The organism is Paenibacillus pinisoli (genome assembly GCF_003605435.1).
Taxonomy (GTDB): domain Bacteria; phylum Bacillota; class Bacilli; order Paenibacillales; family Paenibacillaceae; genus Pristimantibacillus; species Pristimantibacillus pinisoli.
Genome location: NZ_QXQB01000002.1, coordinates 540,904 through 564,061, shown reverse-complemented (window position 1 = coordinate 564,061; position 23,158 = coordinate 540,904). Strand labels below are relative to the sequence as shown.

18 protein-coding genes are annotated in these 23,158 nt (G+C 53.5%); 7 read left to right on the top strand and 11 right to left on the bottom strand.

Going from position 1 to position 23,158, the window contains the following annotated elements:
- Positions 1–8: 8 nt before the first annotated feature.
- The 6 genes from D3P09_RS09925 to D3P09_RS09900 form a co-directional block, all read right to left on the bottom strand.
- Complete coding sequence (locus D3P09_RS09925; protein ID WP_120109412.1) at positions 9–917, bottom strand: carbohydrate ABC transporter permease; 909 nt, start codon at positions 915–917, stop codon at positions 9–11.
- Positions 918–991: 74 nt separating this feature from the next.
- Positions 992–2,365, bottom strand: a complete 1,374-nt coding sequence (locus D3P09_RS09920; protein ID WP_120109410.1) for an extracellular solute-binding protein — start codon at positions 2,363–2,365, stop codon at positions 992–994.
- Between the two features lie 250 nt (positions 2,366–2,615).
- Positions 2,616–3,455: a PRD domain-containing protein gene (locus D3P09_RS09915; protein ID WP_243644044.1), complete on the bottom strand. Its 840-nt coding sequence runs from the start codon at positions 3,453–3,455 to the stop codon at positions 2,616–2,618.
- A 14-nt stretch (positions 3,456–3,469) separates the two neighbouring features.
- On the bottom strand, positions 3,470–5,002 hold the full coding sequence (locus tag D3P09_RS09910; RefSeq protein ID WP_120109408.1) for a PTS transporter subunit EIIC: 1,533 nt from the start codon (positions 5,000–5,002) through the stop codon (positions 3,470–3,472).
- Between the two features lie 146 nt (positions 5,003–5,148).
- Entirely contained in the window at positions 5,149–6,069 is a 921-nt protein-coding gene (locus tag D3P09_RS09905) for a DMT family transporter (RefSeq protein ID WP_120109407.1), read from the bottom strand.
- A gap of 278 nt (positions 6,070–6,347) precedes the next feature.
- Positions 6,348–7,235, bottom strand: coding sequence for a 3'-5' exonuclease (locus D3P09_RS09900; protein WP_120109405.1), 888 nt, complete (start codon positions 7,233–7,235; stop codon positions 6,348–6,350).
- Positions 7,236–7,409: 174 nt separating this feature from the next.
- Between D3P09_RS09900 and D3P09_RS09895 the strand changes: the two genes are divergently transcribed.
- The gene (locus tag D3P09_RS09895; protein ID WP_120110705.1) at positions 7,410–8,222 is read left to right on the top strand and encodes an undecaprenyl-diphosphate phosphatase; all 813 of its coding nucleotides are present in this window, start codon (positions 7,410–7,412) and stop codon (positions 8,220–8,222) included.
- The gene (locus D3P09_RS09890; RefSeq protein WP_120109403.1) at positions 8,222–9,403 is read left to right on the top strand and encodes an MFS transporter; all 1,182 of its coding nucleotides are present in this window, start codon (positions 8,222–8,224) and stop codon (positions 9,401–9,403) included. The genes D3P09_RS09895 and D3P09_RS09890 overlap by 1 nt, the downstream gene beginning before the upstream one ends.
- Before the next feature lie 173 nt (positions 9,404–9,576).
- Here the strand turns inward: D3P09_RS09890 and D3P09_RS09885 are convergent, their stop codons facing one another.
- Positions 9,577–10,068: a DUF1648 domain-containing protein gene (locus tag D3P09_RS09885; RefSeq protein WP_120109402.1), complete on the bottom strand. Its 492-nt coding sequence runs from the start codon at positions 10,066–10,068 to the stop codon at positions 9,577–9,579.
- 121 nt (positions 10,069–10,189) lie between these two features.
- Here D3P09_RS09885 and D3P09_RS09880 point away from each other — a divergent pair, with 121 nt between their 5' ends.
- Entirely contained in the window at positions 10,190–11,413 is a 1,224-nt protein-coding gene (locus D3P09_RS09880; protein WP_120109400.1) for a multidrug effflux MFS transporter, read from the top strand.
- Positions 11,414–12,122: 709 nt separating this feature from the next.
- Here D3P09_RS09880 and D3P09_RS09875 read toward each other — a convergent pair.
- Both D3P09_RS09875 and D3P09_RS09870 read right to left on the bottom strand, forming a co-directional pair.
- Positions 12,123–12,797, bottom strand: a complete 675-nt coding sequence (locus D3P09_RS09875; RefSeq protein WP_120109399.1) for a class I SAM-dependent methyltransferase — start codon at positions 12,795–12,797, stop codon at positions 12,123–12,125.
- 264 nt (positions 12,798–13,061) lie between these two features.
- Positions 13,062–14,309, bottom strand: coding sequence for a winged helix DNA-binding domain-containing protein (locus tag D3P09_RS09870; RefSeq protein WP_120109397.1), 1,248 nt, complete (start codon positions 14,307–14,309; stop codon positions 13,062–13,064).
- A gap of 151 nt (positions 14,310–14,460) precedes the next feature.
- On the opposite strand from D3P09_RS09870, the gene D3P09_RS09865 reads away from it, so the two are divergent.
- The 4 genes from D3P09_RS09865 (at position 14,461) to D3P09_RS09850 (ending at position 19,521) form a co-directional block, all read left to right on the top strand.
- Entirely contained in the window at positions 14,461–15,129 is a 669-nt protein-coding gene (locus D3P09_RS09865; protein ID WP_120109395.1) for a bifunctional 2-keto-4-hydroxyglutarate aldolase/2-keto-3-deoxy-6-phosphogluconate aldolase, read from the top strand.
- A 118-nt stretch (positions 15,130–15,247) separates the two neighbouring features.
- Positions 15,248–16,633: a class II fumarate hydratase gene (fumC, locus tag D3P09_RS09860; protein WP_120109393.1), complete on the top strand. Its 1,386-nt coding sequence runs from the start codon at positions 15,248–15,250 to the stop codon at positions 16,631–16,633.
- A gap of 192 nt (positions 16,634–16,825) precedes the next feature.
- On the top strand, positions 16,826–18,763 hold the full coding sequence (locus D3P09_RS09855; RefSeq protein WP_120109391.1) for an ABC-F family ATP-binding cassette domain-containing protein: 1,938 nt from the start codon (positions 16,826–16,828) through the stop codon (positions 18,761–18,763).
- Positions 18,764–18,885: 122 nt separating this feature from the next.
- Entirely contained in the window at positions 18,886–19,521 is a 636-nt protein-coding gene (locus tag D3P09_RS09850) for a fumarylacetoacetate hydrolase family protein (protein ID WP_120109389.1), read from the top strand.
- Between the two features lie 175 nt (positions 19,522–19,696).
- Here D3P09_RS09850 and D3P09_RS09845 read toward each other — a convergent pair whose 3' ends face one another.
- Positions 19,697–20,143, bottom strand: a complete 447-nt coding sequence (locus tag D3P09_RS09845) for a Dps family protein (protein ID WP_120109388.1) — start codon at positions 20,141–20,143, stop codon at positions 19,697–19,699.
- Positions 20,144–21,190: 1,047 nt separating this feature from the next.
- Positions 21,191–23,155, bottom strand: a complete 1,965-nt coding sequence (locus tag D3P09_RS09840) for a glycoside hydrolase family 15 protein (RefSeq protein ID WP_120109386.1) — start codon at positions 23,153–23,155, stop codon at positions 21,191–21,193.
- Positions 23,156–23,158 lie beyond the last annotated feature (3 nt).

Below are 23,158 nucleotides of genomic sequence, written 5' to 3'. Positions count from 1 at the left end.
TAGGCCTCCTACATTTCGATCGTTTCCCGCTTGAGCAAGCGGTTCAGGATGAGGGATGTGATGAGCGTCAGCGTCAGAATGAGCACGCCGATCGCCGATGCATAACCCATATGGTATTGCTGGAAGCCGATCTGGTACAGATAGGAGCCCATGACCTGCGTCGAGTTATCGGGACCGCCTTCGGTCATCAGGAAGATAATAATGAATGAGCCGTTCAGCGTTGTGATGACAATATGGATAATCGATACTTTCATCTGCTCCCAGATTAGCGGAATCGTAATATGCTTGAACTGATGCCATCTGGAGGCGCCGTCGATACCCGCAGCCTCGTATAGCGACTCAGGAATGTTCATGATTGCGGCCATAAGCAGAATCATATAGAAGCCGATGCCGGCCCATACAGCAGGAGCGAGAATGGACCACATTGCCGTATTGGTCTGTCCAAGCCATACGGTGGTGACCGGTTCGCTGGTGAAGAGAGAGAGAAACGCGTTCAGAAATCCGATATCCGATGGATTGTAGATGTATCTCCACAGAACGCCGATGACGACGACGGAGATCAAGTTCGGGAAGAACAGGATGACCCGGAACAGGCCGGTGCGCTTTACGCTCATGCGGGTCAGCGCTACAGCCAGGAATGTTGCAATGGCCAGGATGAGCACGACTTTCCAGAAGACGAGAAAGTAATCGTTGAAGATGGCTGTGCCGATAATGTCGTCCTTCAGCATTCGCTTGTAATTGTCTAGTCCGATAAAGGACATATTGCCCGAATAACCGGACCATTTGAAAAAACTGATATACAGGCCCCTTAGCATCGGGTAAGCGGTAATGACGCTGAACAGGATGAAGGTTGGTAATATAAATCCCAGAATGAACAGGGAACGTCTCAGTCGATGGGATGTTGGTTTGGCTGTCATGGCTTACACGCCCCTTGTAAAATCATGATGCGGGCAGGGAGGAGAGAACCTGCCGCTGCCCGCCTTGCTTCTTGCTATTGTCTAGCTGCTGCTGCCGCCTTCTCCAGACGCTCGCCCCACTCTGCAGGCGTGATGCGTTTGTCCAACAACGCAATGATGCTGTCTTGCAGAGCTGTCTCCACATCGGCATTTACGATCAGAGCCGGTGCTACAACGAGGTTGTCGCTGTTGAAGTAATTCATAGCCGTCTTCACGACTGGACCTGCTGTAGAGTTCTCCAGATCGGCTTTTACGTTCATGATAGCGCCTGTCATCTCTGCCCAGTCTACGGCGAATTGCTTCGTGAAGATGAATTGCAGGAACGCTTTTGCCGCTTCCGGATTTTTCGCTTTCTCTGCGATCGCTACGGAAGCTGTGTAAGGAATGGCTACGAACTTCTCGCCTTTATCTTGCATAACGGATGGGATAAAGTCGAATTCAAAACCGTCCGGCACGTCTTTGCTCATCTCGTTCTCCAGCCACAGGCCGTTCGGGATGAACGCTGCTTTATGCTGGAGGAACGACATTTGGGAGTCGGTATGGTTCAGTGCGATTGCGCCCGGGTCGATCAGGCCTGCATCGCGGATTTGCACGATTCGGTCCAGCGCCTTCATGACAGGCTCGCTTTTGAAGATGCCTTCCTCCAGGCTAGCCATTCTGGAGATGATGGATGCGTCGCCGCCGTTGGCCGATACGATCGCGGAGTTTACGAGACCGCCGTTGATGTAGTAAGGGTATACGCCTGTGTGGATGTAAGGCGATACGCCTGACGCTTTAATCTTTTGGCTCACAGCCATGAAGCTTTCGAAGTCGGTAGGCGTCTCCCAGCCTTGCTGTTTGAACCAGGCTTTGTCATAGAACGTTCCCCAGGAGCCGAATACGAGCGGCATCGTAAAGTTTTTGCCGTTGTAGTCCGTTGGCTGCGCGATTGCGATATCGAGCAGCTTCTCTCCGTCGCCGTTCGTTGCGCCTTTCAGGAACTCCGTCAGGTCCATCAGCTGCGCGTCGGTTACCATTTGCGCCTCGTTGGAGCCGGCTCCGTCGATGTACACGAAATCCGGCGGGTTGCCTTGAATCCAGCGCGGTCTCATCTGATCGTTAATTTGGGAGCCTGCTGTCTGCTTGATCTTCAGGTTCGGATTTTGCTTCTGGAATTCACCAATCACATGCTTCCACCAAGTGTCGCCATAACCGCCGACAAAGTACTGGACTTCAAATTCGCCAGTCAGCCCTTCGCTGCCGCCGTCTCCGCCGCCGCTATTGCCGCCATTGCCTCCGTTGCCGCTGCCTTGGTTCGTGCTGCTAGGCGCAGGTTTTTCGTTGTTTGCGCCGGAGCAGGCTGCCAGCATGCTGAATGTAAGCGCGAGAATCAAAGCGACCAGCAAAGACTTGTTTTTCCAAGTGTTCATAGATTCAATCTCCCCTTCGATATGTTTGTGATAGAAAGCGCTTGCAGTGCGGGTTAATCATGCTGCTGCAATACCCGTAATTTCACGATCCTCCTTTCTTCACACGCAAAAAAGGACATTAGAAACGAAGCGCGTCTTGCCTGCTTCGATAACTAATGCCCTTTCGGTAACACATTATCGTGAAATGTATGAGGTTTTACGAGTCAAATACTAATAAATAATTACTGATCTGTCAATCATTTATTTTTTATCAGGTTTGCTCACGCTGATTCAACCGTTCAATATGCAGCGTCAGAAAGCCGATTTCATCCTCTGGAACAGGCTTTTTGAGCTGCTCCTCCAGGATGGCGCTGAGCGTGAGAGAACGGCTGTACGACAGCGGATATTCGACCTTGATTTTGTGCAGCAGCGGGTTTTTAATATGCGCTTCCTTGCGGACGCGGTCAATCAATCCCTTGAGATGCGAGATAAAGCGGAGGGAGGAGAAGGAGTCGTTGAAATAAAGGCCAAGCTCCTTCGCTTCGTCCATAATTTTGGCCACAAGCCTGACCACGGCCAGCGTCTCTGTACCGCGTTCGCGGTTGCGCGCGCCATGAAAGTGCATGGCCAAGAACGCAATCTCGTCCTCGGGCAGTCCCGCATCCAGCTTCTCGTTCAAGTAGCTGACCGCCTCGGCGGCAGCATCGTATTCATCCTGGTACATCAGCCTGATCTCATACGAGAACGGATTTGTAATAAGCACGCCTTGGCGGCAGCGTTCGATGGCAAAGTTGATATGATCGACCAGCGCAGCATGAATCCGCTCCGAGAATTCGCCGTCCAGCCGCTGCTGGGCCATAGCGATGACTTCCTCCGTGACGCCTACGATACGCGTATCGACGTTATTTAAGATTTGCTCGTAATGTTCAATCGTTTCCATGGTATGCAATAAAAACTCCTGTGTAATTTCGGATTCGCCAATGGCCATGCCAGGCTGTCGCTTGAAGCCGATTCCTTTGCCGAAAGCAATGGAATTTTTGCCGGAGGATAGCTTGGTCATCACGACATTGTTGGAAAGCACATGAATAATCTTTCTTTCAATTGCGGCCACTTCATACCCTCCATTCACTCCGTGTTTTGGTTGGTTTGCGCCTTCAGAATCTCTTCCTTGATCAGCTCGGAGTCCGTTCCGAAAACAACATGAACTCCGTTTCTCCCGATACGGATAATGCCGGCGGCGCCCAGCTCGCGCAGCTTCTGCTCCTGGACAAGAGCGGGATCGTTCAGCGTCAGGCGCAGCCTGGTAATGCAAGCGTCGATATCGACCATGTTCGCGTACCCGCCGATGAGCTCCGTCACTTCCGCAGCTTTGTAGGCAATCAGCTTATGATTAGGCGTTCTGAGCGCGCTGACCGCAGGCGCCGGGACGGAGGCCACAGACTCAACAGCAGACTCATGAAGAGGCTCTGGAGCGGGAGAGGAAGACGAGGGTCCCCCTTCCGCAAGCGCTTCCGTTTTGTCATCTGCCCGGCCGGGCGTTGCAAAGTTGAACGCGCGGATCAAGATGTAGAATACAAAGTAATAGACGATAAAGTAGGCGGCCCCGACAGGGAACACCAGCCAAGGGTTCGTCGATTGGCTCCAGTTGATGGCCAGATCGATGAAGCCCGCAGAAAATCCGAAGCCGACCTTGACCTCCAGAAGATGCATAATCATCATGGAGAGTCCCGTCAGCAAGGCATGAACGATAAACAACGCAGGTGCAACCAGCATAAAGGCAAATTCGATCGGCTCCGTAATGCCCGTCAGGAACGAGGTGAAAGCTGCGCTTAGCATTATGGACATAATGACCTTGCGGTTCTCCGGCTTGGCGCATCTCGCCATGGCAATCGCAGCGCCCGGCAAGCCGAACATCATAATCGGGAAGAAGCCGGTCATGTAGGTGCCCGCCGTCGGATCTCCTGCATAAAACCGCGTCAAATCGCCCTGGGCGATCTTGCCTCCGGCTTCCGCGAACTCGCCGATCTGGAACCATAAGATATGGTTCACGATATGATGGAGCCCTGTCGGGATCAGCAATCGATTAATGGTGCCGTACAGGAAGGTTCCGATTCCGCCCGTTGATTCCAGCCATAGTCCGAAGCCTTGGATAATGTCCTGGATCGGCATCCAGATAAAACCGAGCAGGCCGCCGATAACGGTCATCGTAAGCGCGGTAATGATGGGAACGAACCGCCTGCCTGCGAAGAAACCAAGCGCCTGCGGCAATTGCGTGTCCTTGAACCGATTGTAGAGATAGGCGGTAATGCCGCCGGTAATCAGACCGCCAAGAACGCCCATCTGCATGTTCGTCTCGGCCAGATCGCTGGACTGCATCACCTCGAAGGTGCGCATGACTTCCTGGAACACCATATAGCCTACGGCTGCGGACAGGGCGGCAACGCCTTTTCCCTGCGTCAGGCCAATGGCAATGCCGATGGCGAAGAGCAGGGGAAGATGGTCGAAGATAGCGCCGCCAGCGGCTTCGCAGATCGCTGCAAGCTTGACCAGGAAAGGATGGCCGAACTCAATCTTGCCGAACCGGTACAGAATGGCGGCCGCAGGCATCACGGCAATGGGAATCATAAATGAACGGCCGATACGCTGAATGTAACTCATTTTTTGTTAGACACCCCATTTTATGGAAGAAAAAGAGGGCATAGCTCAAGAATGCTATCATTTCTTGAACTAATGCCCTTTCGGTAACACGTTCGGATTTTTATACGATTATTCACAAAAATTATACAATTTTGCCCTAGTTCCTGTCAAAGCAAACTTTGGTTAACAGGCGCGGGTTTTGGCATCTCGGCTTTCTCTCCGTAACGCAGAAATAGCCATACGCCGAACAAGATGAAGATGCCGGCTCCAAGCTGGTACGCGGTCAGCGCTTCCTTCAGCAGCACCCAAGCCAGCAGGGAAGCGATGACGGGCTCGCCAAGCACGGACATCGAGACGGCAGTGGCGTTCATATATTTCAGCAGCCAGTTGAACAAGTAATGCCCGAATAGAGTAGGCACAATCGCCAGCAGCAGGAAGATTCCCCACTCGCGGGTCTCATAGCCTGTGAAAGCATTTCCTTGAATGACGTTATAGACGGCCAGGAAGGTTGCGGCAAGGGCAAATACCCAGAAATTATACGGAAAAGCATCCATACTCTCGCGGAGCTTCTTGCCGATCAGCATATGAAGCGCTACGGCTACGGTGCCGAAGAACGACAATGCGTCTCCATATAGGGCGGTGCCGGATAGACGGAAATCGCCGGCTCCAATGACGACTGACCCGGCAATGGCGATGCCCATTCCCCATAACATCATGCTGTTCGCTTTCGTGCGGAACAGCCAGTACGAGCCTAACATGACCATCAGCGGCTCCAGTGTCAGAATGACGGTCGAGCTGGCGACGGTCGTATAGCGGAGCGATGCCATCCATAGCAGAAAATGCAGGGCAAGCATGGCCCCTGAGGCGGCGAGCCAGCCCCATTGCCGCTTGCTGAGCCGGAACAGCGATGAACGGTATTTCCATACAAAAGGAAGCAGCAGCACATTGGTCAGATAAAGCCGGTACATCGCGATGACCGCCACATCGGCCTCAGACCACCGGACAAAAATAGAAGAAAAAGATATAGCGACAATACCGATCAGATAGAGAAGCTCGATGCCGGTAAAGCCTTTCAAGCTGCGTGTCATAGGTGATGCTCTCTCCAGTTCTTTATTTATATATTTGTTTAAAAAAACAATAAATAATAAGCGCTGCGCAATCATGCACAACGAAGATCATACCCCCGCTGACTACCGCTGTCAAAGACATTTTTGGGAAAAAGACAGGGAATCCGTTCAATCTTGAAATTGTCGAATTCGAACAACCCCGATAAGGTCATTGACGATCGTTCCGGCAACGAAAAAGATCGCAGATCACGCCATCAGGAGGCGCATTCTGCGATCTTTTCCTTTTCGAATCCGAGTGGTTATTGTTTCTCCGAATCTCCAGCTTCCATATTATCATCTGCTGCTGAATCCTGCGCCGAGGTATGGTCTGCGGACGCCGGCTCCGATGGCGGCTCGGCTTTGGCCTTTGCCGGCTTCTTCTCCGGCAGCGGCTTGCTTGCCTGCTTCTCCAGCTCTGCCTCGAAATAGCTCTTCAGCTCCGCTCCCTTGCGCGGATCGTCCAGCTTCACTTTGTCCTTCAGCACATGCTCCACGAACGACTCCCATGTAGGAGCCAGCTTCTGGGTACGGAGCATCCGGATCGCATTCTTCACCAGCCTGCGTTCCTTGGCATTGGTGTACAGATCCTTATAATGCTGCGTATAGCTGAAGTCGAGCTGCGCGTATACGCTGCGGAATATATCGGCGGTCATTCGGGCATCGTCCAGCGCCCGGTGCGCGGAGCCGTCCGAAGACAACCCCAGCTCCGCCAATGCGGCTTCTACGCTGACGTCGTTGGTCAGCCCTTTCATGCGAATATAGCCCTTGAGCAAATCATAATAGGGGATGGCTAGCCAGTAGGCGTCATCCATCTTGTGCATGCGCGTATCCAGCACAATCCGCTTCAAGTCCTCGCCGCCCCATGTGACAAGCACAGGCTGCTCGCTTTTGCCGAGCCATGCGAGAAAGTCGCGGATAACCTTCGGAAAGCCTGAAGCCTTGTTAATGGCCTCCTGCGGAATGCCGGTCTTTTTCTGGATAAAGGAGTTCAGCTTCGGAAAGTAGACCGGTTTTATAAATGCGGTAAATTCGTCTATAGGTTGCAGCGAAGCGTCCAAGCGGACTGCTCCGATCTCGATAACTTCCATGGGCAGATCGCTTGCGAATTTGCGCCCGTTGAATTCAATGTCTAACACGATGTAGTCCAATTCGATAACCTCCGGTTCTTGGCGTGCAATATTCATTCTAGCAGATTTGTGCCGCAATTGCTTAACCTGAAAATGCAATGTGACAGTATTGTAATTTGAATGGCTATGAAAATCGTATATACTAGGAACGGTAGAAAGCTTAAGAGACAGTGAGTGGAGGCAGCGAAAAAGCATATGGAACAGTTTATTTTGTGGCTGAAGTATTTGGTGCTGGGCGCGGTTCAAGGCTTCACGGAGCCGATTCCGATCTCGTCTAGCGGACATGTTATTATTGCGCGCGAATTAATGGGAATGGAACAGACAGGGCTTACTTTTGAAATATTCCTGAACACGGCTTCGCTTATCGCGATTCTGTTTATTTACAGAGCGATGATCGGGCGGTTGATTGTGAATGGATACCGCTTCATCCGTACCCGCAAGGCGGAGTACAAATCGGACTTTATGTTTATCGTTTATGTTGTGCTGGGCACGATTCCGGCCGGCCTTATCGGCTTCCTCTTCCAGGAGAATATTGAAGATATCTTCTCGCATGCGAAGATGGTGGCGATCTCGCTATTGGTAACAGGCCTTGCCTTGTGGCTTATCCGCAATTTGCGCGGCAAGAAGCGCGAGGGCGATCTGAAGGCGAAGGATGCCCTGATCGTCGGCCTGGCTCAGGCGATTGCGCTTATTCCGGGCATCAGCAGATCGGGTTCGACGGTGATTGCATCTATTGCAGTAGGCATGAGACAAGAGACGGCGCTCAGATTCTCCTTCATGCTATATATTCCGATTAGCTTAGGCGGCGTTGTGCTGGGGCTGAAGGATTTCTCCACCGATCCGATCCCATCGTCATTGGTCGGTCCTTACGCGCTTGCCTTCCTTGCTTCGTTAGTCCTGACGTATTTCGCAATGAAATGGCTAATGAACATCATGGAGAAAGGCAACCTGAAATATTTCGCCTATTATTGCTTCGTGGCAGGTATTTTGTTGCTTCTGTTCCTCTAATGAAGAGATCTTATAACATCATTAAAGCGTTCAACTTTTTCATTTATGGCGCCCTGTCGGTGTACAGTACGTTTTTTGCCCTGTATTTGCAAAAGATCGGATGGTCAACGCTTGAGATTGGCACGCTGATGGCTGGCGGTCCCATTGTATCTATCATTGCCAATCCGCTGTGGGGATATCTAAGCGACCGGTTCCGCAATATTCGCATGGTTATCCTCATTATGATGGCTGGCGCCACCATCATTATGCAAATTGTGTTTCTGGCGCAATCGTATACCGTAATTTATACGGCGATGCTGTTTTTCTTCTTTTTTCAAATGCCGATGTTCTCGCAGAGCAACAGCTTGATTCTGAATGCGATTGAGGGAACGAATTACAAATTCGGCTCGTTCCGCTTATGGGGCTCGATGGGATGGGCCGTTCTGGCGGCCGCATCAGGACCGGTAATCGGGCAGATCGGTATTGAGCGGCTGTGGATTTTGTACACGGCGATGATGCTGATGTCGATCCTGTTCGCGTTTGGCTTGCCGAAAGGGGAGTCCAAGGTAGAGGTCAAAGCGGAGAAAACGAATTATCGTTCTATCTTTGCCAATCGGGCGTTTCTGTTGTTCTTGCTGCTTGGCCTTGTGCTTTCCGTTCCGAACTCGATGAACCAGACCTTCATTGCGCTGTATATTGCCGAGCTTGGCGGGCAAGCGGATATGATCGGCTGGGCGGCGTTCTTCTCCTCGATATTTGAAATTCCGGTGTTTCTGCTGCTGGACCGTTATCTGAAGCGCAACACCAAGACCATGCTGTTCTGCATGATTTTCGTCAGCCTATTGTTTACACTGCGGTGGGCGCTGATGGCGGGAGCAGGCAGCGGATTGCAGATTATATTCGTTCAGCTGTTTCACTGCGTCACGTTCGGCTGCTTCTATTATATTGGCACGCAGCTGACGGCGCTGCTTGTACCAGCGCAATACCGCGCTTCCGGACAAGCGGTCTACGCGCTGATCTATGGCGGCGTGTCCGGCATGGCGGCCGGCGTGATCGGCGGCTGGCTGTTCCAGAACATGGGCGCGCAGTCGATGTACATCTCCGGCGCCATTATGGCATTGGTCGGCGTAGCCGGATTCGCCGCGCTGTATGCAATGGTTCGCCGTACAGGCGTTACTGCAGAAGGCGCTTCGGCGGGTTGATACCATGTGAAAAACAAGAAGCTCGACTCTCCCGGTATGGGGGCGTCGAGCTTTTTGTTTTGCGGTTAAGGGTGGAGGATGAACCTCTTAGGCAGAGTATTCCCTGGCCATGGTGCCAAATATAGAGGCATGCGCAGCGGCATGAGCCAGTCTAACTACCGCCTGGCGTCTGATTACTTTTTGGCGAGCTGTACGATGAAGTAGATCATGGTGCCGAATATAGCGGCAAGCGCAGCGGGCATGAGCCAGCCTAATCCATCGGTATGGCCTTGCGCGGTGCGGACGAGATTCCACAGAATGATGCCGAACATCAGCGATATTTCGAATTTCATCCAGCTCATCATTTGGATAGAGAGGCGGTATATTTGCGCCGCGTTTTCCGGGGTCAGCTTCACGGGATAGTTAAAGTGATGGGGGATTTTGCGCAGCAGCGACATTCCAAGGAACAAGAGCAGCCCAATGACCGGCAGTATCAGCGAAGTGCCTTTGCCGCCCCAGCCATCCGCTTCTCCAGCCGCGTTGAAATGAATCGGCACCTTTGCGGGAAGCTCTCCCCATACCATAAACAAGTAGATTGCAGGAAGTGCCAAAGCCAGAAGGGATAATCCATCGAGCAGCCATTCCAGCTTCGTTCTGGGAATAGGAATTATGGGTCGATCGGTCATGAAATCACCTCTTTCTGGCAATTTGTTACTCCCTCTACGCGGTTGTCAGAATAAAGTTTCAGGAGTACAATTGGACTTATGTTTTTTGTGCTGCTATAGAGAAGAGAGAAGGGTTGCCATCATGAATACCGCAAAGTCCGCCGTTAATACGGCAACAACTGCACCAGTAGGACGATCCAAGCGGTTATGGATCGCGTTAATATTAGGCGCGCTGTCCGGTATCGGACCGCTGTCTATTGATATGTATTTGCCTGCGCTGCCTGCGCTTGCCGGAGAGCTCGGCGCCTCGGCTTCAGTCGCGCAGCTTAGCCTTACCGCCTGCTTGCTCGGCATCGCGCTCGGACAATTAATCGTTGGTCCCATAAGCGATGTGATAGGGAGAAGGCGGCCGCTGCTGATCGGCATTGCCGTGTATGCGGTTGTATCCTTGCTATGCGTAATCTCCCCGAATATATGGACCTTTATCGCGCTTCGATTCGTGCAAGGCCTCGCTGGCGCGGCAGGCATCGTCATAGCCCGCGCAAGCGTGAGGGACTTGTATTCCGGCGTAGAGCTTACGAAGTTTTTTGCCCTATTGATGCTGATCAACGGGGCTGCTCCGATTCTTGCTCCAATGATTGGAGCGGAAATATTGAACTTCACCTCGTGGAGAGGCGTATTCGCGGTACTGAGCGTATCCGGGCTGCTAATGATGGCGGCGATCTACTTTGGCTTGAAGGAGACGCTTCCGGCGGAGCGCCGCCAGTCCGGGGGACTCGGCAATACGCTGAGGATATTCGGCAGGCTGGCAGGCGACCGCGTCTTCATGGGCTATGCGATGACGCAAGGCTTTATGATGGCGGCGATGTTCGCGTACATCTCCGGTTCATCGTTCGTGCTGCAAGAAATTTATAATGTGACGCCAAGAACATACAGTTATATCTTCGGCCTGAACGGCATCGGCATTATTATCGCAAGCCAGATCGCGGGCCGATTAGCTGGCAAGGTAGAAGCGCGCAAGCTGCTCATCAGCGGACTTGCGATGGCGGCTTGCGGCTCTGTGCTGCTGCTCGCGACGGCTTTCATGAAGCTGGAATTGCCGGTGATCATCGCAGGATTCTTCCTGGTCGTATCCAGCCTAGGCATTACGTCCGCTACGACAACATCCCTGGCGCTGCAGGACCAGGGTCAGAACGCCGGGAGCGCTTCGGCTCTGCTCGGCATGCTGTCCTTCATCTTCGGCGGTCTCGCCGCACCTCTAGTCGGCTTGGGCGGCGAAGGCACAGCCGTGCCGCTCGCGATCGTTATCTCTTCGCTCGTATTGGCTGCCTTCATTTGTTACGTTTTGCTGACAAAACGGAAGTAGCAGGGACTTATAACTATTATATAGGGCAAGCCGCGCCATAGGGTGCGGCTTGCTCTTTTGTTTTAGTGCTTGGCGATGGGGGTGTGCGGGTTGTGATCCGTCAGCGAGATAGTGTTTTGGGGTGCGGTTAGACGATTGTGTGAGAACGAAATGACGGATTAGCGGTGTGTGCGTGGTTAGACGTCTCTTGTGCGTTCGAAATAGCGGCTTAGCGCCGTGTGGAGCGCTTAGAAGTTCGTGAGCGCTCGAAATGGCGGATTAGCGACGCGTGGCGTGCTTAGAAGTGCGTGAGAGCTCGAAATGGCGGCTTAGCGCCGTGTGGCGCGCTTAGCAGTTCGCGAGAGCCCGGAATGTTGGATTAGCGCCGTGTGGCGTGCTTAGAGGTTCGTGAGAGCTCGAAATGGCGGCTTAGCGCCGTGTGGCGTGCTTAGAAGTGCGTGAGAGCCCGGAATGTTGGATTAGCGACGCGTGGTGCGCTTAGAGGTTCGTGAGCGCTCGAAATGGCGGCTTAGCGCCGTGTGGAGCGCTTAGAAGTTCGTGAGCGCTCGAAATGGCTGATTAGCGCCGTGTGGCGCGCTTAGCAGTTCGCGAGAGCCCGGAATGTTGGATTAGCGCCGTGTGGCGCGCTTAGAGGTTCGTGAGCGCTCGAAATGGCAAATTAACGGCGCGTTCGCGAGCTTAAACGCCCGCGAACGCGCCCTACATAACGCTAAGCCTTAGCGACAAACACCGTGAACTCGCGGTTGCGGTATACGCTGTCGACTTCGGAGAAGCCGGCGTCGCGCAGCCATTGCAGCTGGTCAGTCAGTGTAGCGTCAATGTCCAGCAGTCTGCGCTTTTGGGAGGCCTCGATATCTTCCGGCTTCAGATCGGTGGCGGTTACCGCCTCCAGCCAAAGCCGCTTGAATTCGGCGACGAACGCAGGGGAGGAGCCTGCCGCCTGATCCGCATTGACGAATACGCCGCCGGGTTTCAGCAGAGAGCGGATTTTGCGGAACAAAGCTTGTTTGTCCTCGTGAGTCAGATGGTGGATGGAAAGAGAGGAGACGACCATACAATAGCTGCGATCGTACTCATAGTTCAAATAGTCGGCTGCAATGTATTCCAGATTGGAGTTGCCGGCAAACCGTTCTCTGGCCTTCTGCAGCATATCTTCGCTGAGATCGATTAGCGTCACATGCGCGCCGGGATATTTGTCCAGCAGCATGCCTGTGAGCCTTCCCGTACCTGCGCCCAGATCAAGAATATAAGGCGAGTTATTATTTACTTCCGCCCAAGTTACAGCAGCGCCGTAGAAATCCTCATAGCAAGGAATCAGCTTCCCGTGCTTGTCATCATAGCTTGGCGCAGCTTGGTCAAATTGCTTTTTAACGTTGTTTTCCATGTTACATCCTCCTCGTCATCGGACAGTCATATTTTCAATAAAACTAGCTGTTTGGATGTCGAATCGATTCGATAACTTCATCTTACATGCCTTTTCTCCATAGTTGAAATATATAAAATAAATAAACTATATAGTTTATAACTATAAAATCCAATTAGCAAAAGCCTCAATCCCGCAAAAATGACATCAATGCTGGATCAAGGCTATGATTCCGGAATGGTCTTCACATATTGCAGGTCTGCACACCGCTATTCTTTGCGGATTTCATTGGATCTCATCAACTACAAAGCAATGCTGCTTGTACGGCGCGACAAATTCGAGCAAGCGCGCCCCTTCTTCTCGAAGCAATTCCAGATCCGCACTGCTGATTGGCTCGAACGGTTGAAGCCGAAGAGTTGCTGTTTCTTTATCTACTTCGATTGAATATATGCCGCTTACGAAGCCGTCCGTCAAAAACGTCGATCGAACCAGGCCGTTGATCGTAATGATCTTAGGCTTATATGCTGCAGGCATAATTCGTGAACGGTCGTTATATGAAATAAGCATGTTGTCAAATTCGGACAGATAGCGAGGGGGAGCAGGCGTATCTTCCGGCGGGAGCGGGGCGCCAGGCAAATCATACAGGTCGTTGCCTGCTTCATCCTGGAAACACTCAAGCTCCGAAATCCATTCTTGTATATAAGGCTTGAGCCGAGTCATGCCGGACCATGCCTGCATGTCCTTAATGGAAGCGGGACCGAATGCGCTCAGATAGCGGAACAGCATGGATTTGATGGCAGCATCCTGGTTGGTTTCCAGCGCACCAGGGTCATCGACACCGCTATCTGGATCATTGCGGTGAACGTTGCTTGTGCCATCAGCACCGTGATATGAATATTCGCGGCGAACGTCGCTTGCGCTATCTGCTTCCGAATGATGAGGACCGTTCCCCAGCCAATGCTCCAAAGGCACATGTCTGGCAGCGCCGCCTTGTCCCCAGAGTCCACGTGGCGGAATTTGGGCGAGCGGCACCAGATTGCGCGCCGAGGATGACAGCACGGCTGGCGTATGCTCCGGCCATTCCCGCTGAAGAAGCTTGCCGAGCTCCTCGAAAGTGACGGGTTTCTCTGAGGCTAGCTTGACCGTAGCGGCAGCTAACTGATTCAGATCGACGCCGTTCAGCTTTTTGCCGTTAAAGCTAATTATGCTGCGTTCCAGCATCGGGGCGAGTGTCCTCCGAAAAAAGCGGGCATCCCGCGCAGACACTAGATGAATCGTTGACCTCATCAAGGCGATTCGGACCGCCTGGCGGTTGCTTAGCAATTGCGCCAGCGCTTCTGGTTGAAAGTTCTCCAATCGGCTCCACAACGCATAATAAGGCGGCATCGGCGCTTGAGCTTGAATGCCCGCCAGACGCTCGATGGCTTCAAGAGGCGAAATCGTGCTTCGCTTCAGCAGCAGCTGGCGTTCCAGCAGCGCGCGGTTCAGTCTTTTTAAAGAAAGCGTCCGGTTAGTTGATCTTGGATCGCCCATGCTCTATCGCATCCTTATCTATCGAAATTCCACGGCATGACAAGTTGCTTAGGTATTCGGATTGATGCGTTTCCCGAAAAGGTCTATAATGGGCCGTAGGTTAAGTCTATTATCGAACAAAGAAGCACATAAAGGGAAGAGGGATTGGATCATGAAGAAGCTTAGAGTGCTGCAGCAGCTGACTGATGCAGGAGTTGTGGCGGTATTGCGCGCCGATTCGGCGGAAGAGGTAGCGGAGATGGCCCGCCGCGCCATCAAAGGCGGAATTAAAGCGATTGAAATTACGATGACGGTTCCGTTCGCGCTTAAGGCGATCGAGCAATTGTCCAAAGAATATTCCAGCGACGTGTCGCCGGACGCTGACAACTTTGCGATTATCGGTGTGGGTACGGTGCTTGATCCGGAGACGGCCCGGGCTGCGATTCTCGCTGGCGCCGAGTACGTGGTTGCGCCTTCGTTGAACGCTGACACGATTAAGCTTTGCAACCGTTATGCGATTCCGGTTATGCCGGGAACGATGACGATTCAGGAGATTCAGACAGCGCTTGAGCTTGGCGTTGACGTCGTGAAGCTGTTCCCGGGCAACCTGTATTCGCCTAGCGTGATTCCGTCCATCAAAGGACCGCTGCCACAAGCGAACATTATGCCGACAGGCGGCGTATCGCTCGATAATCTGAAGGATTGGATCAAAGCAGGCGCCGTAGCCGTCGGCATCGGCTCCGACCTGACGAAGGAAGCGGTGAAGACAGGAGACTTCTCTATTATTGAACAGAAATCGGCCGCTTATATTGCAGCATACCGCGAGGCGAAGGGCAACTAGTCCTTCCCCGCGAGAATGGGCCTTGGGAGCGCTTGCTTCCAGTGGCGATTAGGGTTATAACAGAAACAGGATGTACAAGCTTGGACTAATATTAATGCGTAAAGGAGTCGTTGGTTGAATGGATTACCGGATTGAAAAGGACACAATGGGCGAGATCAAAGTTCCTGCGGACAAGCTGTGGGGCGCGCAAACGCAGCGCAGCCTGCAGAACTTCAAAATTAGCGGCGAACGCATGCCGATCGAAGTTGTATATGCAATGGCCATCGTGAAGAAAGCATCCGCTTTTGCCAACCGCAAGCTGGGCGTATTGGATGAAGAGAAGGCTGTTGTTATCGGCGAAGCTGTAGACGAAGTTTTGAGCGGCAAGTGGGATGACGAATTCCCGCTCGTGGTATGGCAGACAGGAAGCGGCACGCAGACGAACATGAACGTGAATGAAGTAGTGGCACGCCGCGCCAACCAGCTGCTTGAAGCAAGAGGCAGCGCGACGCGCATCCACCCGAACGATGATGTGAACCGTTCCCAAAGCTCCAACGATACGTTCCCTGCGGCTATGCATATCGCTGGCGTTATTGCAGTTGAAGACCGCTTGCTGCCGGCGCTGGACCTGCTGAACGCGACGCTGTACGCGAAGGCAGAGAAGTTCAATGATCTGGTCAAAATCGGCCGTACCCATCTTCAAGACGCGACTCCTATTACGCTCGGCCAAGAAATTAGCGGCTGGTATTCCATGCTGGACAATACGCGCGCGATGCTTGTTCAAAGCGTCGACACCATGCGCGAGCTGGCTCTTGGCGGCACAGCCGTAGGTACGGGCCTTAACGCGCATCCGGACTATGCGGTTGCGGTAGCTGAGGAAGTAACGGCGCTGACTGGCAAAAAGTTCATCACAGCGAGAAACAAGTTCCATTCCTTGACGAGCCATGACCAAATGGTCTACACGCATGGCGCCATCAAGGCGCTGGCTGCGAACCTGATGAAAATCGCCAACGACGTCAGATGGCTGGCAAGCGGTCCGCGCTGCGGCATCGGCGAGCTGACGATTCCGGAGAACGAGCCGGGCAGCTCCATCATGCCGGGCAAAGTCAATCCGACGCAAAGCGAAGCGATGACTATGGCGGTATGCCAGGTTATCGGCAACGATGCGGCAATCGGCATGGCGGCAAGCCAAGGCAACTTCGAGCTGAACGTCTTCAAGCCGGTTATTCTGTACAACTTCATTCAATCCGTTGCGCTGATGGCGGATTCGATGATTTCCTTCAATGACAATTGCGCGGTCGGCATCGAGCCGAATGAAGCGGTCATCAAACGCAACCTGGATCAATCGCTGATGCTGGTTACAGCGCTGAACCCGCATATCGGCTATGAGAATGCGGCGGCAATTGCGAAGAATGCTCATAAGAAAGGCCTGACGCTGAAGGAATCTGCAATTGCCAGCGGCCTGCTGACTTCAGAGCAATTCGATGAGTATGTTCGTCCTGAAAATATGATCGGCAAGCGCTAATCGATCGATAGAATAGATAGTGGCCATCCTCCGGAACGCACGGTTCCTGGGGGATGGCCTTTTTTTGGAGGCTGAAGAAGGTCTGCCTTTAAGGGCTTGACGTCATATTCGGTGCGGAGGAAAGTCGATCTGTGCTATGATACAAATAGCCGTTTCTTGCGGCTCTATCATGTGACAAAGTAGGGTAGCGACATGCATTTATTATCGGTTGAACATATAACGAAGACTTATGGCGAGAAAGTGCTGTTCAAGGATGTTACGTTCGGCGTGGAGGATGGCGACAAGGTTGGCATCATCGGCGTCAACGGAACAGGGAAATCGACGTTTCTGAAAGTAGTGGCGGGCGTCGAGCAAGCCGATTCCGGCTCGATCTCCGTCGGCAACCGGGTGGTTGTGCGGATGCTGGCGCAGGATCCCGTCTTCCAGCCTGGCGAGACGGCGCTGGAGCATGTGCTAGGCGGCGATTCGCCCCAGCTCAAGGCGGTTCAAGGCTATGCCGCTGCGATGGAGGCGATCACGCTTCATCCGGAGAGCGAGGAGCATCAGGCCGCGCTGATTGCCGCGAACCAGCGTATGGATGAGCTGGACGCATGGCAGCTTGAGAATGAAGCGAAGACTGCGCTTTCGAAGCTTGGCATCCAGCAATATGACGCCAAGGTCGAGACGTTGTCCGGCGGCCAGCGGAAGCGGGTTGCGATGGCGGCGGCCTTGCTGCTTCCGTCCGATGTGCTGATTCTGGATGAGCCGACGAACCATATCGACAATGACTCCGTCGCTTGGCTGGAGGGAATGCTCCAGAAGCGCAGAGGAGCGCTGCTGATGATTACGCATGACCGGTATTTCCTCGACCGGGTCAGCAACAGAGTCATTGAGCTTGACCGCGGGGAGGCTCACTTCTATCAAGCGAATTACAGCCGCTTCCTGGAGCTGAAGCTGGAGCGGGAGGAGCGCGAGGCCGCATCCGAGGCGAAGCGGCAGAATCTGCTGCGCAACGAGCTGGCCTGGATCCGCCGCGGCGCAAAAGCGCGGACGACGAAGCAGAAGGCGCGCATCGACCGCTTCGAGGCGCTTAAGGCAGCCGGGCCGAAGGCGGCCGACGGCAAGCTGGACCTCTCCGTCGCTTCCTCGCGGCTGGGCAAAAAAATCGTCGAGATCGAGGACATCTCGAAGAGCTACGGCGACCGTACGCTTATTCGCGGCTTCAGCTATATCGCGGTGCCTGAGGACCGGGTCGGAATTGTTGGACGGAACGGCAGCGGCAAGTCGACGCTGCTGAGGCTGATCGCGGGCAAGCTAGAGCCGGATTCCGGCACGGTTGATATTGGCCCGACGGTCAAGCTGGGATGGTTCTCGCAGGAGCGCGAGGAGATGGATGAGTCGCTGCGGGTTATCGAATATATCCGTGAAGAGGCCGAGCAGGTGAAGACGGCGGACGGAACGGCGATTTCCGCGGGACAAATGCTGGAGCGCTTCCTGTTCTCGCCGACAATGCAGTGGACGCCGATTGCGAAGCTGTCCGGCGGGGAGAAGCGCAGACTCCAATTGCTTCGTGTCCTGATGAGCGCGCCGAACGTGCTGCTGCTCGACGAGCCGACGAACGATCTGGACATTGCCACACTTACGGTGCTGGAGGATTATTTGGACGACTTCCCAGGCGTTGTATTTGTCGTCTCCCATGACCGCTATTTCCTGGATCGTACGGTTGAGAAAATCATTGCTTTTGAGAACGGCGTAATTACGCATCATACAGGCAATTATTCGGACTATCAGTCCGGTGCGGAGAAGCGCGAGCAGACGGAGCCTGCGGCGGCGGATAAGAGTGGAGCCGGCAAGAGCACTGTGGCGGGCAGCGGGGCTGCAGCGCCAAGCCAGCAGGCAAGGGAGCGCGCGCTCAAGATGTCGTATAAGGAGCAGAAGGACTTCGAGGCAATAGACGGCTGGATCGAAGAGGCCGAGGGTGAGCTGACACGGATTGCTGCGGCGATGGAAGCGGCCAGCAGCGATTCAGCCAAGCTGCAGGAGCTGATGGCGCAGCAGCAGCAAGCGGAAGAAAAGCTGGAGGCGCTGATGGAGCGCTGGACCGAGCTGAACGAGCTAGCCGAGAAGATTGAGGCTCAGAAGCGCGGCTAGACAAGGCGAGGCGGGGCTCTCTCGTTCGTCAATCTGCCCAAATTGCTCGAACTGCTCCAATTGCTTAACGTACATGGATCAAGTCACACAACAATAAAGAACGACAAGGTGGTCATATGGACATGGCAGACAATACTAGCATTCGGAACATCTACTGCATCGGCCGGAATTACCGGCTGCATGCGCTTGAATTAGGCAACGAGGTGCCATCGGAGCCCCTCGTATTCACGAAGCCTTCACACGCGGCAGCGGCTATGGATGGCAATGAAATCGCATTGCCGGCACATGTCGGCGAGGTGCACTTCGAGCTGGAGATCGTGCTGCGCGTTAGCGATTCATATCGTCCTGGAGCGGCCGAGGGCGAGTGCTTCGATGCAATGACCCTTGGGCTGGATATGACGCTGCGCGACGTGCAGTCCAAGCTTAAGGCAAAGGGCCAGCCTTGGCTAGCGGCCAAAGGCTTCAAAAACTCAGCGCCGCTCGGTCGCTGGATTCCATATCCGGGCGAGGCGGCGCTGGCAGAGAGCACGTTCAAGCTGGTGCGCAACGGTGAAGATGCGCAGGTCGGCTGCTCCAAGGATATGCTGTTCGGCATTTCGGAGCTAGTGCGCTATATCGAGGAGCATTACGGGCTTGGCGCTGGAGATTTGATCTATACCGGCACTCCTGCGGGCGTAGCGGCGCTGCATGACGGCGATGTGCTGGAAGCGGTGTGGGCTGGAGAGAAGCTTGGCGAATGCCGTATTGCGATGCGGTAAGGCTGAATTTAGCAGCTGTCCAACGCAGATAAGAATTAAGGCCGGTCGATATATTGACCGGCCTTTATTTGTGCGGATATAGCCGTTTCTGCAACAAATGAAAAAAGCGGGCCAGTGTGACTGGTCCGCTCTTTTGTCATGAATAGTTGGTTAAGGGAATGTGCTCCAGCAGGTGTTATCTGCCGTTGAATGCGCTCAGCATCCAGACGTGCTTCTCCAGGGACGTATGAATAGCGAGCAGCATATCGGCTGTCGTCTCGTCGCCTGATTGCTGGGCGACTTCCATGCCTTGCTTCAGCTCTTCGATAATGACGGTGAAGTCATGAATCAACTGGTCGACCATCTCTACGGCAGTCTCGTTGCCGTTCGCTTCCTTGATGCTGGACTCTTCCAGATAGTCGCTCATTTTGGCGATTGGCTGGCCTTTTACCGCAAGGAGACGTTCTGCAATTTCATCGACGTGAAGCGCTGCTTCTTCGTAGAATTCCTGGAACTTTTCATGCAGCGTAAAAAACTGCGAGCCTTTGACGTACCAATGGTAGTTGTGGAGCTTGATATAAAGCACGCTCCAGTTGGCGATTTGACGGTTCAGATGTTGTTGTACATTATGCATGATCATCATCCTTTCGAAAGTTGAATTTCAATAGTAGATTGGCGGATTCATTCAGCTTAGCAAGTCGTCGTATCGTGTTCCGATCTCCCGCTAGTTTGTGCCAAAACGAGGAGGGGAATACGGCGATTGGGAATGAATATGAGGGAATGAATATGAATTAGATCAATTCCTTGTTTATAATTATTACAAAGTAATAGTCATTTGTCAAGGATGAGCGAAAACTCTTTTTCATACTCATTTTGTAGATGATAATAGGTAATTGCGCTTTTATTGATTACCCGAATTGAGGAGGTTTGAAACGGCGGGCGCAGGGGCTGTTACAGACGGCAGTGGCGGTGAGCGTTAGCGAGTAAAAGGACATTCGGATGGATGGCTAAGTAGAGTGGAGAAGATCGAGTAGGGAGCATTACGCTGCGCGAATGGCTGCGGACTTCTAAAGAAATTGAACGTGTATATGGAGAGGCTTCGTCGTGAGCGTGCCATTCGCAATTTTTCAAAAAGAAGGTGCGTATGATTGGTAGCGTGCTCATGAAGTGGGGGCTTACTGGGGGGCTATTTGATCATATATGGATATGATCGCGCCGCTGCAGCTTTTTAAGCTGTAAGCCGAGTTTTACGGGTTACAGCCTGCGCGGGAGCGGCTTTTCAAGCTGTAAGCCGAGTTTTTCGGCATACAGCCCATGCGGGAGGGGCTTTTCAAGCTGTAAGCCGAGTTTTACGGCATACAACCCGCATGGGAGCCGCTTTTCAAGCTGTAAGCCGGATTTTACGGGTTACAGCCCGTGCGGGAGCGGCTTTTCAAGCTCAAAGCCCGTTTTTTAAGGCTTACTGCTTGCTCATGATTGGTTACACAATAAAAATGACGGCTAACTAGAATAGGTTAAATTGCTAACCTTATCCCAAGACAACGCAGTTTACGCATCGCATCACAACGGATATGAACAGCAAATGCGAATATGCGCAAAGACGCTAATACCGCCCTACAACCCTCTGCACCGCTTCAAAATACAAATAGCGGGAGCAAGCCGGCCACACCGGCTTGCCCCCGCTATCCAATTAGTTCGAAGCTGCGACCGCAGCTTTTTCTTCCGCTTCAGCGAGCATGAAGATGGTGAGCACGAACATGGCATGCGACCATGTCAGCGGGACAACCCATGCTGTCTCGCCTGTCACTTTGTCGACTTGCTCCGGCAGCAAGCCTGTCTCGGTGCGATGAGCCATCGCCCAGTCAAGCAGCTTGCGGGCAGCGGCGAGGTCGCCTGTCGCTACGCGATAGTGAGCGAGCCACAGCGTTGTCAGAATCCACGGATTGCCGCCGATGTAGATGTCATCCTCGTAGCGCTTGATGCCCCCTACGCCTGGCACCGTCAGGGCCGCTTCGATCGTGTCGGCCGTGCGGCGCATGCGCTCATGCTCAGGCGCTACCGCGCCGAATGGCACCGAGATGCCGAGCAAGCTGATATCGACGATCGGATCGTGCTTCAGCACATGCTTCTCGTAGCCTTTGTCTAGCTGCTCGGTATGGCCTGCGAGACCTGCAGAGATTGCAGCGTCGTATTTGTCCTTGCCCACTTTCAGGTTCAGGCCGCGGTAGAAGCTGCTGCCTTCCTCGTTCCAGCACTCGTTCATAATCACGGCTGCAATACGGGCTGCAGCGCTTCTCCAGTCCTTCGCAAGCGCTCCATGGCCCAGCAGCTCAGCGAAGCTTGCTGCAGACGTCAGGCCGCCGTATACAGCCGCAGAGGAGTACGTATGGGATGCCTCGCGCTCTTCCCATAGATCGATGCTCGGCTTCGGCAAGCCGCTCTCCGAATCAATGAAAGTCATCAGGAACCCTGCGCCTCTCTCGACAGCAGGCCATACCTGACTCGCGAATGCCATGTCCTGCTTTTCCAGATAATGCTCCCACATGCCCCATAGAATGGAGGAGCCTTCGTCGATCTGCAAGCCCCAGGAAGGTGCAAGCCCGCCATCGTGATAATGGCGCTGCTGCCAGGAGCCGTCAGGAGATTGGGCGGTCAGCGTCCAAGCGTAGAAGCGGTCGGACAGCTCGTTCAGGCCGGCTTTGTCAAGCGCGGTCGTAATGAAGGCAGCGTCCCGGCCCCAGCAGAAGGAATAGCCGCCGCAGCGCGAGAAGTTCTCGTCAAACTCGGGAGCGGCGATGATGCTGCCTGTTTTCTCATCGGACATCAGCTTGAACATCAGGACGGAGCGCTCGTACAGCTCTTTCACATCCTCGCCTTCGATCGGGCAAGGCGCAGCAGCATCCACATATGCGTTCCAGTATGCATTGGTAAGGCGGGCAAGCTCTTCGCTCGTTTTTCCTTTTGCTGCAGAGAGCTCCTCCAACGCCTGCTCTTCGTTGTGTCCAGCAGCGATGTAGAGGGGAATCGTTACACTCGCTCCCGGCTGCAAATTCTGTATATCCCAGGACATGGCGCCGTCAGGACGCATATCGATCATATTGCCGTTCAGCTCGCCATTTTGCACCGCTTCCCAGGATAGTCCCGCCTGGAACTTTGCGCATACGTTTGCACTTGAAAGCGCAAAAAAGTATCCGTTGCGGAAATGGATCAAGGCATCGGCGGAAGGCTGGAACATCGTTGTGTTGTACAGTCCGTTCTCGCTGATCTGGAAGCAGGAGTGGAGCAGGAAGCGGAAGCTTTGCGCCGCGTTGCTGTCGTTTTTGAAAGTGTATTGGCGCACGATAACATTGCTCTCCGGCACGGCAAAGTGCAGGCTGTCTACTGAAATCGGCCCTTCAGAAGAACGGGCGTCTACACGAAGCACATTGCTCCGCTTGACATAGGCGGCTTCATGCTGCCAGCCGTCTTGCTCGCCGTCGAACCATGTGAGCGCTTTACCTTCGACTTGCAGTCCGGTGCGCATGGCATCGACATGCTGGGGCGTGTCGATATTCGGCCACCACAGCCGGTACATGCGTCCGGTGCGGCCCAGCGAGGCCAGGAAAGAGGAATTGCCGATAATGGCGTCTACCAAATATGGCTTGTTGTTAGTCATAAA